Below are 12,977 nucleotides of genomic sequence, written 5' to 3' on the forward strand. Positions count from 1 at the left end.
TGCATGATTTGATTTCTGAGAGTATATAACCGAGAGAACAGTACACTAAGGACAGTAGCGGTGTTTGTCAAACTAGTTGTCGCGATCACTACGTTATGCACTCTCAGCCTTGACACTATTTTGTTCAGGGTTTAAGTACACTTCTTTTGGTAAATTCCAATTACGGATATTACCGCTCCAGCGCTCAGGGTGAGCATCTTTAGCACCTTGATAAACTTCTTTTCTATTAGCCAATATGTCACCCGCTAATCCTGAATGCCTTTGATGTGGGCTGACGTATTTGATGCCACTATGTTTGTGGTTAAAATTATACCAGTGGCTAAATTTCAACACCCAACTACGCGCCTCATCAATTGTTGAAAACCCTTTATACGGATAATTTTATAGTGCGCGAAGGGCGGATCTTTCTGCTCCGACCACACTCATATGTATACTTTACACAGTTTTAACAAATTAGCTAAGATATTACTATCACTAAGTTTTCTATTATCTTTAAGCAGATCTAAATAGAACACTATACGCGCGTCGCACATATCCTTGAATATGTGCGAAAACAACGGGTTAACCACTTAATTAGCTGTTATTTTTGGGTATCCGGAATTTCTGGTTGATAAAATGCCAAAGATGTAAAGAAGAAAATCTTTCTCAGCGGATTATCTGATTGATCCTCTTCAGCCTACTCTACTGCCAATTTTCTGTTTCCACCTTCGCCTGAGTCTTCATAGCGATGCTGACTAGGGAGGACAGCGAGAGCTGGGCAAGCGTCAAAGCGGTTCTGGTTCATGCGCAATCCGAACACCTGCACAACATTCCTCTTGTAAGAAACCGATCAAATTCTCTAGGTGCCCATACTCGGATATACAGACAATCGTGCGGCTATGTTTCTCCTGCCGGATCAGCCCTACCTTGGCCATGCGCGCAAGGTGATGTGATAGCGTCGAAGCAGGAATACCCAGCCCCTTCTGGATATCTCCGACCGAAGCCCCATCATGGCCAGCTTTGACCAGAAAGCGGAACACGGACAGTCGGTGACTATTCCCTAGCTCAGCTAAGCTGGCTGCAACCTTTTCGTGATCCATAGCACGCCCCAATAATTCGATGTTTCTAGAATTATAGTTGACAGGTCGGATAAACGCAAGTAGGCTGCGTACATCATTTCGATAAAACTAGAAATATAGGAGTAATATTGAATGTCACCTCAACTCCAAGACGCTCTAGGCATGTTCGCCTTTCTCGCTATCGAGCTATCGGTTTTATTCATTGGCATTAGCTTGCTGGTCGGAGTTCTTCAACGTCACATCCCACCATCCAAGGTGGAAGCGTTACTGACTTCCAGTGGGAAGCGAGGCTATTTTCTTGCTGCTGGTTTAGGAGCTATAACGCCCTTCTGTAGTTGCTCGACTATCCCCATGTTGAAAGGGTTGATTCGGGCACGGGCCGGTTTTGGGCCGATGATGGTGTTTCTTTTCTCATCTCCGTTGCTGAATCCTATCGTCGTCGGCCTGCTGGTTGCCACGTTTGGATGGACACTTACTGCTATCTATGTGCTCGCCGCTTTGGTGGTCGCGGTAGGTGCCGGATGGCTGCTTCACACGCTTGGCTTCGAGCGTTATGTGCGCCGGACGGCGACACAAGAGAGCAGTGGATGTAGTTCATCAGCAAGCCCGTGCAGTGCTACATCGACCGCATCGAGTTGCGGCACCAACAGCTGCGACACCACTCCGAAGACGGCTTCTTGCGGGGCTGATAGGAAGACAACAGTCTCTACGTCTAGCGAATGCTGTGACAGTCAACCCACTGTCACGGTTAAGAAAGAAGGGAAGTACAGTGGTGTGTGGCGGGAAGCTTGGTCGGACTTTATCGATGTGTTGCCTTACCTGCTCATCGGTATTGCGATTGGCAGCGTGGTCTATGGTTTCATGCCCACTGACTTATTGGAGCAGTATGCAGGCCCAGATAATCCCTTTGCCATTCCAGTTGCCGCTGTCATCGGCGTGCCGTTGTATATTCGCGCTGAAGCCGTCATACCTCTGGCAGCGGCTCTGATGGCCAAAGGCGTGGGTGCCGGGACGGTGCTAGCGTTGATCATCGGCAGTGCCGGAGCCAGCCTGACTGAGCTCATTCTGTTGCGCTCTTTGTTCACGCTGAAGCTTTTAGCGGCGTTTTTAGCAGTCATTTTTGCTATGGCGATGATTGCCGGTTACGCCACCTACCTGTTTTTCTGATCAAGGCGGGAGATGATTAATTCGTTAAGCCTTCCTGGGTACCAGTTGGTGGATTCTGATGAGCAGAATGAAGACATACATTTTCGGCTTGAAGCACCTACACCAGTAGCCTGCGAGGGGTGCGGCGTGCAGGGTGAGTTCGTACGGTTCGGCAAGCGTGACGTTCCCTATCGTGATCTGCCCATCCACGGCAAGCGGGTCACTCTCTGGGTGGTCCGCCGCCGATACACTTGCCGGGCCTGCAAGACAACATTCAGGCCCCAGCTACCAGAGATGGTGGACGGATTCCGTATGACACTGCGGCTGCATGAGTACGTGGAGAAGGAATCCTTCAACCACCCCTACACCTTTGTGGCGGCACAGACCGGCCTGGACGAGAAGACGGTGCGCGACATCTTCAACGCCCGCGCCGAGTTCCTGGGGCGCTGGCACCGCTTCGAGACGCCCCGCATCCTGGGCATTGACGAGCTATACCTGAACAAGCGCTACCGCTGCATTCTGACCAACATTGAGGAGCGAACCCTGCTCGACCTGCTGGCCACCCGCCGCCAGGACGTGGTGACCAACTACCTGATGAAGCTGAAAGACCGGCAGAAGGTCGAGATCGTCAGCATGGACATGTGGAACCCCTACCGGGCAGCGGTCAAGGCTGTGCTGCCCCAGGCCCGTATCGTGGTCGATAAGTTCCATGTGGTGCGCATGGCCAACGATGCCCTAGAGAGAGTGCGCAAGGGCCTCAGAAAGGAGCTGAAACCGTCCCAGAGCCGGACTCTCAAGGGAGACCGGAAAATCCTGCTGAAACGCGCTCACGAAGTCTCAGACCGGGAGCGCCTCATCATGGAGACCTGGACAGGCGCGTTCCCGCAACTGCTGGCCGCCTACGAGCACAAGGAGCGCTTCTACGGCATCTGGGACGCCACCACACGGCTCCAGGCAGAAGCCGCCCTGGACGAGTGGATAGCCACCATCCCGAAGGGCCAAAAGGAAGTCTGGAGCGATCTGGTCAGGGCAGTGGGAAACTGGCGCGAAGAGACCATGACCTACTTCGAGACGGACATGCCCGTCACCAACGCTTACACGGAGTCCATCAACCGACTGGCCAAGGACAAGAACCGTGAAGGGCGCGGTTACTCCTTCGAGGTGATGCGGGCACGAATGCTCTACACCACGAAGCACAAGAAGAAGGCACCGACTGCGAAGGTCTCTCCTTTCTACAAGAAAACCATCGGTTACGGACTGCCGGACTTCGCAGAGGAACTCAACTACGGAGTCGATCTATCAACCATCTGATAATGGTATCAGGTTGGTGGGGTAAAGGTGCCCCATCAACCATTAAATCCGTATACCCTTATTTTTTTAGGCAAACGCATTCGTGCAACCGTATTATCAGATAAAACATAGTGGTGGAATAAGGCGGCGGCTGCATGTAGTCCAATCAAGTAATAGCCAACTTCCCCAGCGGTTTCATGCAGCTCTTTTATGGTTTTAGCTAAGTCTAAATCTTTACTGGCCAATGGCGGCAGCTCTAGACCAAAAAACGGAATTGGTTTGCCCGCCATGCTCAAAATTAACCATCCAGCAATAGGCATAGCAAACATGAACCCATACAAAATAACATGCACTAGTTTGGCCAGGTTATTTTGCCATTTAGCTGGCTGTGGTTTTATATCAGGAGCCGAACCACCTACTATGCGAGCAATTAGCCTAACGCTTACTAAGGCTAAAACCGATAAACCAAGCATAAAATGCCACATTTTAAAGGCATCTCGGGTTGCTGTTCCTTTGTCGAATAATTCGCGCAGTTCAATGCTTGCGTAAACAGCGACTATCAATATGAACATAAGCCAATGCAAAGCAATGGAGAGTGTATTGTAATGAGTTGTTGTATTTTTTAAATTCATAGTGCCCCTCGAAAAAATTAAACCTTATATTAATCGTATAAAGTTACTGACCATTTAGCTGTTTTAGAGCTTAAAAAAGTAGCCTACCCCACTACAAAGTAACCTATCATTACTAAGCATTTAGTGATCTAAAACATAAAATTTATATTTTAAAAAACATGAGTAAATATACTTGATAAGCACTTTCATTGTAAGTACGTAAAAAAATGGAGACACATAAAAATTAAATATGGGCTCCAAGAAAACCTTATAGAAAAAACATTTATAAACAATTTAATTAGTTCAAATGGTTGCAACTAGCAGCAGATGACCAACAAGGAGACGCCTCTAATTTGGGTCCCAAATTAACCAAGCCACTACAATACTGTTATTTGGCTGGAATATGGAAAATAATAGCCTAAGTATTTACTAGAAAAAGTCGAGAAACTGTTTACTGTAGTGGTCAATAAGATTTTAAGTTTCAAGGAAGCTTTTGTGAGAGATAAAGAGAAAATTGCGGTATTTATTGATGCAGATAACGCACCTGCTCAAAAGATAGATAAAGTGCTATCCGAGTTGGCGCGATATGGTGTAGTCAACATTCGTAAAGCATATGGAAATTGGAAAAATCAAAACCTGAAACCGTGGGAAGACGTGCTTCATGAATTTGCAATACAGCCGATGCAACAGTTCGATCTTACCAAAGGCAAGAATGCCACAGATATGGCATTAGTAATTGATGTTATGGATGTGCTGTATACTAAAGACATTGATGTTATTTGCCTGGTGTCGTCCGATTGTGATTTTACTCCCTTGGTAACTCGTTCTTTGGCTGATGGTAAATTTGTGATTGGTTTTGGTGAACGTAAAGCACCACTAGCTTTCGTTAATAGTTGTTCACTATTCCTCTATCTTGACGAAGATAGCGAAAAAGACCCTCCTATACAAAAACAAAAAAAGAACATAAAAAGTGACACCAAGTTAATTAATTTGCTTAGGCAAGCAATTGAGGCTGTCGAAGAAGACGATGGCTGGGCCATGTTAGGACCAATCGGTACACATATTTCAAATCACGCATCCTTTGACCAGCGTAATTATGGCTTTAAGAAGTTGAGTGATTTATTTCAAGCTATAGATTTGTTTGAGATGAAAAAAACAAATGGCTCAGTTTTATGGATTAGGGATAAAAAGAAAGCAAAACAACTTAACAAATCAAGGTAAGGCGCTTTATTAATATCCGCTTATGGCACTTAGCCAAACTTCGGCAAAGAGCGATAACCGGTCATTGAGGATGGCTAAATTTAGGGCTAATTAATAGATAAAGTTGTGTCGTTTATTCATATAGTCAAGCAAACGAGCAACGCGTATATCCTACATTTAAATTTATTTAAAATCTTGAAATACCCTCGGTTATTTGTTGGAATGTGGATAGATGAGCTTGAAGTCAGCAAAAATATGCGTGATGAGCGCACTATTAAATTGTTAGGCGTTGCTGAACAAGGAGAGATATTCAATGGCTTTTGCCCTCGCACCAGATCAAGAAAATGCTTACCCATCACTCATTACGGCATTGTGCGCGCGCGATGCGTATACTAGAGGCCATTGTGACCGCGTCTGTGCGCTTGCGTTGGAAGTGGGGCGTGCGGCCGATTTGAGTGCCCCCTCATTAGATGACTTGCGTATTGCCAGTCAATTACACGACGTGGGTAAGATTGGAGTTCGTGATACTGTTCTCTCGAAGCCTGGAAAGCTCACACCTGATGAAAGAGAAGAGATAAAGGCTCACTCGGTTATCGGTGAGAGAATAATTAGTGAGACATTCCTGACAAACAGAGACGAGGTCGCGTCTATTGTCAGACATCATCATGAAGCATTTGATGGAAGCGGATACCCAGACGGACTGGCTGGTGCCGATATTCCCCTGAGTAGTCGAATACTTTCGATCATTGATGCGTATGATGCACTGACGACTAGCAGGCCATACCGCATGGCTAAATCGCACCTTGAAACTATGAATATCTTGAAGCATGAAGTGGACACGAAGTTTGATCCAAATATTTTTTTGTTGTTTACAAAAGTCATAAAGGCCAGTTCGGCACGTGCCTCGTAAACGCTCGTTCCTAGAATACGGTGAACGCTGCCTAAAAAGTCTCTGCAGATGACATTTGATCCGCCACCCACTTTTTTGCTAACGCAAAAGCAGGCGTTGTCTCAAATGCACCTGAGCTCAGGCGTTGCTAATGTCTGCAAATGGCACAAAGCACGCATTCGTCATAACTCATTTTTGTCCAGAAACGTGTTTCAGCGGATGGTCAAGAAAAATCATAAATGCCTAGCGAGTAGTGAGCTGTGCGAGCGTCAGGAGTGGCTTTATTATTTTACTTGACCATCATTCCTTAAATACCCTTTTGGCAGGGTGATGGTCTTCACGCAGTGAGACCATCGCCTTGCTAAGCCTTCAGGGATAAAAAAAGCGTACACACCATTATACATAGTATGTACGCTTTATATACCCCAAAGAAGCATTTCCAGTAAAGGGCTGCCACTCACTCACACGCGAATAGACACTGTTTTTACTATATACTCACTCTTGAGGCGTTTTTTTTTGCTTGAAAAGTGCTAGAATGCGCCCCATATATACCAATCGTATTGAATGACTATCGTTGGCTTAGGTCAAAAGTAACATCATTTCAAGATTGTCATTAGCCTGTCAGTTTTAAGCTTAACGTATAAGTTGAGCCAACACTTTTGTTTGAGGAGTTCCCGTCGTGGTTGAACCTGTTAAAAACACTAAATTTGATGAGTACCTAGAGTACCCTTGCCCGTTTACATTTAAAATTATGGGTTTAGCAAACGTAAACTTAACTGATCAAATTTTAGAAAAGTTACAACCTATCGCTCCGGGTGATTATGCGCCAAAAGTAAAACCGAGCAGTAAAGGTAACTATGAGTCAGTCACTTTAGTAGCCACAGTAACAAGCGGCAAACACATTGAAGAAATTTACAACGTGATCAGCAATATCGATGACGTGCGCCATATGCTTTAAGCTATAGTTGAGATTTGTTGTGAGCGAAAACACCCTAATCGTACGCCAACTGGGTCGTCAGCGTTACATGCCGATTTGGCAAAAAATGCAAGACTTTACCGACACCCGTGATGAAAATACGCCAGATGAAATTTGGTTAGTAGAGCATGAAAGTGTATTTACCCAAGGCCAAGCCGGTAAAGATGAGCACTTACTCGCCCCAGGTGACATTGAAGTGATTAAAGTTGACCGCGGTGGACAGGTGACTTACCACGGCCCTGGTCAGCAAATGATGTATGTATTATTTAATTTACGTCGTTTAAAAATTGGGGTGCGAGAGCTAGTTACTTGGCTTGAAGAGTGCATCATTGAGTCCCTTGCAGAGTTCGCCATAGATGCATACGCGAAAGCGGATGCCCCTGGTGTTTACGTTAACGACAGTAAAATTGCCTCTTTAGGTTTACGAGTTCGTCGTGGCTGCTCATTTCATGGCTTGGCATTAAATGTTAATATGGATCTAAGTCCATTTTTACGCATTAACCCATGTGGTTATGCGGGCATGAATATGGTGCAAACTAAAGAACTAAATGGCCCTCAAAACCTTGAAGCTGCAGGTGAAGGGCTGGTAAAACACATGATCAAGAAGCTTAATGCAACACAGGTTAAGCATACTGAAGGGTTTGAAAACGAATGAATAAACCAGTCAAAATGGAACCAGGTGTAAAACTACGCGACGCAGAAAAAATGGCGTTGATCCCCGTTAAAGTTTTACCAACAGAAAAAACCGAAATGCTCCGTAAGCCAGAGTGGCTTAAAATTCGCTTACCTAAGTCAACCGAGCGGATTGACGGCATAAAACAAGCAATGCGTAAACATGGCCTTCACTCTGTATGTGAAGAAGCTTCGTGTCCTAACTTATCAGAGTGTTTTAACCACGGTACAGCGACCTTTATGATTTTAGGGGCTATTTGTACACGTCGTTGTCCATTTTGTGACGTTGCACATGGTCGCCCATTAAAACCTGATGCCGCTGAGCCTGAAAAGCTGGCACTGACCATTAAAGACATGAAGTTAAGCTATGTGGTTATTACTTCTGTAGACCGTGATGATTTACGTGACGGTGGTGCTCAGCACTTTGCTGATTGTATCCGCGAAATTCGTAAGCATAATCCAGAAATTACCATTGAGATTTTAGTGCCCGATTTTCGTGGCCGTATGGACAGAGCGTTAGAAATTTTAATTGAAACGCCGCCAGATGTATTTAATCACAACCTAGAAACGGCGCCACGTTTATACAAACTTGCGCGCCCAGGTGCTGACTATAAATGGTCTCTTGAATTATTACGTCGCTTTAAAGAAGCCCATCCTGAGGTTAAAACAAAATCAGGCTTAATGGTTGGCCTTGGTGAAGAAATTAGCGAAATCGAGGAAGTACTTCGCGATTTACGTGCTCATAACGTTGATATGCTTACTGTAGGGCAATACCTACAACCGTCTAAGCATCACTTACCCGTTAAGCGTTACGTGCCACCAGCTGAATTTGACGCATTAAAAGAATATGCTGATGAAATTGGCTTTACACACGCCGCTTCAGGCCCGTTTGTACGTTCAAGCTATCATGCAGATCAACAAGCAGCGGGTAAAGAAGTAAAGTAATCTCTCGCAATGTATAAAAAACCGCCATTAGGCGGTTTTTTTGTTTTTTAATAGTTATTTTTACTGTTTATAAAATAACGTTAGGTTAAAGCAAGGTTACTTGAGATAATTATGCTTGAACCCATTATTTAGGTTATATATGAAATTATTAGTTCGTAACTTATCACGTGCCACTACTGAGCATGAACTTCGTACGTTATTTACGGCTCACGGTAAAGTGACCACCTGTAACTTGGTACTCGATAAAGAAACAGGCCAATCTAAAGGCTTTGCCTTTGTAGAAATGCCTAATGACATTGAAGTTAAGGGCGCAATAAAAGCGCTTAATCAAACCACAGTAGACAAAAGCAAAATCCGTGTAAAACTAGCAGATGCTTAATAAGTAAAAAATTGAGATGTTGGAAGTTAACACATACTTTCAATGTTTAACCTCAATTTATATTGCTCAAAGTTTTAGTTATAACGCTTTGAGCAATATAATTAATTGGGTTTATACCTGAGTCAAAATCTCCTTTAAGACCTGCTGCTTACTTACTATATCCTTGTATAAGGCAAATTGGTTTTTTGCGCGATCTAAGTTGTGTCTCTTATGCTTAACGCTAAAGTAATTATCACCATCTATATAATCAGTTAAAAAGCGTAAGCCAATCATAAAGGGCATTACTTTAGCACCTAACCAAAAGCTTTGTTTCTCGGCGGGTGTTAATACCCCCTTTAGTGGCTCAACATAGCCTTTAACAATCGCTGCAAAAATATCTTCACGAACACCTACCTTTTCAAGCGCCGTTGAATCTTCTTGCTCTGCAGAGCAAAATGTTCTGACCATATCGCCAAAATCATTAAGCCAATAACCAGGCATACAGGTATCTAAATCTATCACCGCTTTTGCATTATTAGAGTCTAAGCAAAATAGCATGTTGTTTATTTTAGTATCGTTATGGCACACACGAATAGGCACTTTTCCCTCAAGGGCATTAAGCTCATCGATAAGTGAAAGCTGCGACAGGCAAAAATCAACCTCTTCCTGACAATGAGCCAAACGTTTATGAGGATCGGTGCTAACCACTTGCTTGAAGACTTCTGCACGCATGGCCAAGTTATGAAAATTAGGAATAACCGCATGTAAATTGTTCGCGTCAAAGTCTTGTAGCGCTTGCGCAAATTGGCCAAATGCATTGGCCGCTGTTTGTGCCTGGCTAGCAGTATTAACCACATCTTCACTGTAGCTGCCACCAATAAACTCAAGTGCTCGCCAAGTATCATCATCATTATTAACTAAATAGTCATTCTGAGTCGTCGCTACATGGCGTACTATTGCTAGATTGAATTCACCTGCTTGTTGTTTTTTACTTAAGTGTTGCTCTATTAATCGCGCATTATCAACAAGTAACTGTGGTTTTGGAAACACCACCGTATTGAGCTTTTGTACAACCAGTGACCGCTTCGAAGTACTTAATAACATAGTAGTATTTATATGCCCACTGCCTATGGGTTTTATGCTCGCATGCTTCTCGTCAAGGCCAAAACTCTCAGATAAATAAACTTCTATAGGAACTGTATTCATTTTCTACTTCACTCTTTTCGCCCAAGGCGACAATAATTTTTAACGCATGTAGCGGGTTATTTAACATGCTAGATTGATCATATTTATAATAAAATTGGTACTACCATCTTTATGCTTGACGTAATGCGCACAAAGTAGCCGCAATGTTTGTCAGTTCTGATTTATAGGTAACACCAAACCAAGGCTCTTTTGCAGTGTATACAAATACAGGCTTTGCTTTTACATTAATAGCTTTCTGGATTTGATCAGGTAAGTAGTACTCTTGCTGAGTATTCACGTTATATTGCTGTAAAAACGTTTCAAAGCCTTGTTGCAAATAGTCAAACAAGCAAGGGGTTATCCCCCAAAAGCTCATAGAGCCAAGCGCATTTGGGCTAACTTTTTCACGTAAACCCTGTGGGTTATCGCCAAAAATATGCTCAGATTCTTGTTGAATATTCAAATACTCGGTTACGGCAACAAGCTTTCCATTCGCAATATTACATACCCCACGATTTACACCACCGTGCTCAGAAAGAGTATCAATAATCGGATACCCTACCATTGCCCATTCAGCGCTTTTTTTGAAATGCTCACTAAGCAATAAAAATGAAGACGCGCCATAATAATCGTCTGCAGTGATCACAATAGCGGGGTTATTAATGTGGGCTTTGGCACACAACAGAGCATGACCTGTGCCCCAAGGCTTTACTCGCTGGCAAAGTGTTGCTTTAAATTGTTCGGGCACCTGTTCAATGTGTTGCTCCACCAGCACCACATCAAGATCACTAGGTAATCGTGGCAAAATAGTACGCTCTATTTCACTACGTACCGCTTGGTTTATGATCAGCACCACCTGCGTCACGCCTGCAGCATGCGCATCAATAATACTCAGCTCCATAATAGTGCAATTTAGCCCTGGAATTTCTGCAATTTGTTTATTGCCACCAAAGCGACTACCTAAGCCACCCGCAAGCACAATTAAACTCAGTTTATATTTTTTCATTTAGAGTCTGCGCATTTAAGAGGATAATTTATCAAGCCAAGTTTGTAACCACGGCTCGGTGACAGGCCAAGGCTCAAAGTCTTCACAGGCATCAATTTCTAATCGATTACCCACAGGTTTGGCTTGTAAGTCACGTAATAGTTCATCAAAGCTACGCCCTGCACCGCAAAACGTATCACCATAACTTCTATCACCCATAGCCACAATGCCAAATGGCTTATTAGTTAACATTGGAAAGGTGCTGTTAAGCTGATTATAAAGCTCTGCCAAGTTAGCGGGTATATCGCCTTGTCCTGTTGTTGAGGTGACAATTAAAATATGCGATGCATTTTTTAGATCTTCTAAACTTGGCGCTGCAAATACGCTTACCTGATGGCCGGCTTGCTCAATGGTATCACTTATTTGCTCACTTAAACGTTCAGCACCACCATACACGCTGCCTACAAAAATACTAATATGTGCCATTAATAATCCTTTTCTTCGCTTGGCCACCCTAACTGGTTGCAAATACTCAACATTGCATCACCTAGTGGCGCTTTAATTATTATCGATTCATTACTGTAAGGATGTACAAAACGCAGTTCTGTGGCGAATAACATTAATCGCCTAAGAGAAAAGTGTTCTCTAAAAAACTGATTGTGCTGGTTATCACCATGATTTACATCGCCAATTATCGGTAACGACAAATGCTTTAAATGGCGACGAATTTGATGTTTACGTCCTGTTTTAGGGAAACACTCTACCAAAGAATACCTAACTGTTGGGTATTTTCCTATAGGGATAGGCAACGCAGCTTGATGCAAACAATTAAACTGAGTTTGTGCTTCTTGAGCATCTTTATTCTGATCGGCAAATTTATCAGCAATTTTGTCTAGCTCCTCTTTTAACGGTTTATCTAAAAAAATAGATTCAGGCGCAAATCCGCGTACTAAAGCTAAATAACGCTTTGAGATCGTACCCTCAATAAACAGCTGATTCATATCACGCGCGGCTTCTGAGCTTAGAGCAAACAGCAACACACCCGATGTCGGCCTATCAAGACGGTGCACAGGAAACACATGCTGACCGAGTTGATCGCGTAGCATTTGCATTGCAAATTGAGTTTCATGCTTATCTAAAAAGGAGCGATGAACAAGTAAGCCTGATGGTTTATCAATCGCTACATAATTCTCATCTTGATAGAGAATGTTCAGTTCGCCGTATTCAACTGGCGCTGGACGTTCAGTCATCTGACTCTCCAAGCAATGAATCTAATTGCGTCAGCAAAGAAATAATCTCTTCGCTTCCGGATTTATCAATGAGTGTCATTTGCGCCATAGGAGCAATTGCAAAATTACGCGGTAACGGTTGTTTCATTGTAATAATCTGTTGAATTTTTTCTATAAATACAAACTGTAACCACTGTTCAAATGCAAGCGTATCATGGCAAAAAGGGACGCTTGAATGCAACAATGCAGGGTCAATCGGCTCATTCTGCCAAAGCTGATACTTTTTAAGTAGCGCAGTTAATTGTGTTAAATAGAGTTGGGTTTGCTCAGTCATAATCACCCTTTACTTTGTATATTGCACAATTATACCCTGTTCCCTCAACAGTCGCTATGGCGTATAATTAGCGTAATTTTGTAGTAAAAACAGTTGGAA

The 12,977-nt window shown here is 43.6% G+C and carries 16 protein-coding genes; 8 read left to right on the plus strand and 8 right to left on the minus strand.

The window, feature by feature from the left end; all coding sequences use genetic code 11:
- Positions 1-93: 93 nt before the first annotated feature.
- Positions 94-234 carry a hypothetical protein gene (locus AAEY57_RS06305; protein WP_158522947.1) on the minus strand — a complete coding sequence of 47 codons (141 nt, stop codon included), beginning with the start codon at positions 232-234 and terminating at the stop codon, positions 94-96.
- Between the two features lie 530 nt (positions 235-764).
- Complete coding sequence (locus AAEY57_RS06310) at positions 765-1,079, minus strand: ArsR/SmtB family transcription factor (RefSeq protein WP_008294929.1); 315 nt, start codon at positions 1,077-1,079, stop codon at positions 765-767.
- Positions 1,080-1,190: 111 nt separating this feature from the next.
- Between AAEY57_RS06310 and AAEY57_RS06315 the strand changes: the two genes are divergently transcribed.
- Together AAEY57_RS06315 and AAEY57_RS06320 are read left to right on the plus strand one after the other, a co-directional pair.
- Complete coding sequence (locus AAEY57_RS06315) at positions 1,191-2,225, plus strand: permease (RefSeq protein ID WP_024602395.1); 1,035 nt, start codon at positions 1,191-1,193, stop codon at positions 2,223-2,225.
- A 12-nt stretch (positions 2,226-2,237) separates the two neighbouring features.
- Positions 2,238-3,515, plus strand: coding sequence for an ISL3 family transposase (locus AAEY57_RS06320; RefSeq protein WP_000610830.1), 1,278 nt, complete (start codon positions 2,238-2,240; stop codon positions 3,513-3,515).
- A 35-nt stretch (positions 3,516-3,550) separates the two neighbouring features.
- On the opposite strand, the gene AAEY57_RS06325 is transcribed toward AAEY57_RS06320, so the two are convergent.
- A complete protein-coding gene (locus tag AAEY57_RS06325; protein ID WP_350606976.1) occupies positions 3,551-4,126 on the minus strand; it encodes a cytochrome b in 576 nt (191 codons plus the stop codon).
- Between the two features lie 474 nt (positions 4,127-4,600).
- On the opposite strand from AAEY57_RS06325, the gene AAEY57_RS06330 reads away from it, so the two are divergent.
- The 6 genes from AAEY57_RS06330 to AAEY57_RS06355 all read left to right on the plus strand — a co-directional run bounded on the left by AAEY57_RS06330 (position 4,601) and on the right by AAEY57_RS06355 (position 9,166).
- The gene (locus AAEY57_RS06330) at positions 4,601-5,326 is read left to right on the plus strand and encodes an NYN domain-containing protein (protein ID WP_010555486.1); all 726 of its coding nucleotides are present in this window, start codon (positions 4,601-4,603) and stop codon (positions 5,324-5,326) included.
- 292 nt (positions 5,327-5,618) lie between these two features.
- Positions 5,619-6,215, plus strand: coding sequence for an HD-GYP domain-containing protein (locus AAEY57_RS06335; protein ID WP_004589546.1), 597 nt, complete (start codon positions 5,619-5,621; stop codon positions 6,213-6,215).
- Positions 6,216-6,873: 658 nt separating this feature from the next.
- Entirely contained in the window at positions 6,874-7,152 is a 279-nt protein-coding gene (gene ybeD, locus AAEY57_RS06340; protein WP_008109437.1) for a DUF493 family protein YbeD, read from the plus strand.
- Between the two features lie 19 nt (positions 7,153-7,171).
- Positions 7,172-7,825: a lipoyl(octanoyl) transferase LipB gene (gene lipB, locus AAEY57_RS06345; protein ID WP_008109436.1), complete on the plus strand. Its 654-nt coding sequence runs from the start codon at positions 7,172-7,174 to the stop codon at positions 7,823-7,825.
- Positions 7,822-8,787: a lipoyl synthase gene (gene lipA, locus AAEY57_RS06350; RefSeq protein WP_008109434.1), complete on the plus strand. Its 966-nt coding sequence runs from the start codon at positions 7,822-7,824 to the stop codon at positions 8,785-8,787. The genes lipB and lipA overlap by 4 nt, the downstream gene beginning before the upstream one ends.
- Positions 8,788-8,926: 139 nt before the next feature.
- Entirely contained in the window at positions 8,927-9,166 is a 240-nt protein-coding gene (locus AAEY57_RS06355; protein ID WP_008109433.1) for an RNA recognition motif domain-containing protein, read from the plus strand.
- A 111-nt stretch (positions 9,167-9,277) separates the two neighbouring features.
- Here the strand turns inward: AAEY57_RS06355 and AAEY57_RS06360 are convergent, their stop codons facing one another.
- From AAEY57_RS06360 to AAEY57_RS06380, 5 genes are all read right to left on the minus strand, one after another.
- Positions 9,278-10,351 carry a phosphotransferase enzyme family protein gene (locus tag AAEY57_RS06360; RefSeq protein WP_008109430.1) on the minus strand — a complete coding sequence of 358 codons (1,074 nt, stop codon included), beginning with the start codon at positions 10,349-10,351 and terminating at the stop codon, positions 9,278-9,280.
- 109 nt (positions 10,352-10,460) lie between these two features.
- The gene (locus tag AAEY57_RS06365) at positions 10,461-11,336 is read right to left on the minus strand and encodes a glycosyltransferase family protein (protein ID WP_008109423.1); all 876 of its coding nucleotides are present in this window, start codon (positions 11,334-11,336) and stop codon (positions 10,461-10,463) included.
- A gap of 15 nt (positions 11,337-11,351) precedes the next feature.
- Complete coding sequence (locus AAEY57_RS06370; protein ID WP_008109422.1) at positions 11,352-11,801, minus strand: flavodoxin; 450 nt, start codon at positions 11,799-11,801, stop codon at positions 11,352-11,354.
- A complete protein-coding gene (gene truC / locus AAEY57_RS06375) occupies positions 11,801-12,565 on the minus strand; it encodes a tRNA pseudouridine(65) synthase TruC (protein WP_008109421.1) in 765 nt (254 codons plus the stop codon). Before truC ends, AAEY57_RS06370 begins: the two co-directional genes overlap by 1 nt.
- Complete coding sequence (locus AAEY57_RS06380; RefSeq protein ID WP_008109420.1) at positions 12,558-12,878, minus strand: YqcC family protein; 321 nt, start codon at positions 12,876-12,878, stop codon at positions 12,558-12,560. Before AAEY57_RS06380 ends, truC begins: the two co-directional genes overlap by 8 nt.
- Between the last annotated feature and the right edge of the window lie 99 nt (positions 12,879-12,977).

Source organism: Pseudoalteromonas sp. MER144-MNA-CIBAN-0113, assembly GCF_040308965.1.
Classification (GTDB): Bacteria; Pseudomonadota; Gammaproteobacteria; order Enterobacterales; family Alteromonadaceae; genus Pseudoalteromonas; species Pseudoalteromonas tetraodonis.

Bases quoted from the DNA above. Each gene is read 5' to 3' on its own strand.
- AAEY57_RS06360 (WP_008109430.1), bottom strand. From the start codon at position 10,351: ATGAATACAGTTCCTATAGAAGTTTATTTATCTGAGAGTTTTGGCCTT.
- lipA (WP_008109434.1), top strand. From the start codon at position 7,822: ATGAATAAACCAGTCAAAATGGAACCAGGTGTAAAACTACGCGACGCA.
- AAEY57_RS06325 (WP_350606976.1), bottom strand. From the start codon at position 4,126: ATGAATTTAAAAAATACAACAACTCATTACAATACACTCTCCATTGCT.
- AAEY57_RS06370 (WP_008109422.1), bottom strand. From the start codon at position 11,801: ATGGCACATATTAGTATTTTTGTAGGCAGCGTGTATGGTGGTGCTGAA.
- AAEY57_RS06365 (WP_008109423.1), bottom strand. From the start codon at position 11,336: ATGAAAAAATATAAACTGAGTTTAATTGTGCTTGCGGGTGGCTTAGGT.
- AAEY57_RS06380 (WP_008109420.1), bottom strand. From the start codon at position 12,878: ATGACTGAGCAAACCCAACTCTATTTAACACAATTAACTGCGCTACTT.
- AAEY57_RS06355 (WP_008109433.1), top strand. From the start codon at position 8,927: ATGAAATTATTAGTTCGTAACTTATCACGTGCCACTACTGAGCATGAA.
- truC (WP_008109421.1), bottom strand. From the start codon at position 12,565: ATGACTGAACGTCCAGCGCCAGTTGAATACGGCGAACTGAACATTCTC.
- AAEY57_RS06320 (WP_000610830.1), top strand. From the start codon at position 2,238: ATGATTAATTCGTTAAGCCTTCCTGGGTACCAGTTGGTGGATTCTGAT.
- AAEY57_RS06315 (WP_024602395.1), top strand. From the start codon at position 1,191: ATGTCACCTCAACTCCAAGACGCTCTAGGCATGTTCGCCTTTCTCGCT.
- AAEY57_RS06310 (WP_008294929.1), bottom strand. From the start codon at position 1,079: ATGGATCACGAAAAGGTTGCAGCCAGCTTAGCTGAGCTAGGGAATAGT.
- AAEY57_RS06335 (WP_004589546.1), top strand. From the start codon at position 5,619: ATGGCTTTTGCCCTCGCACCAGATCAAGAAAATGCTTACCCATCACTC.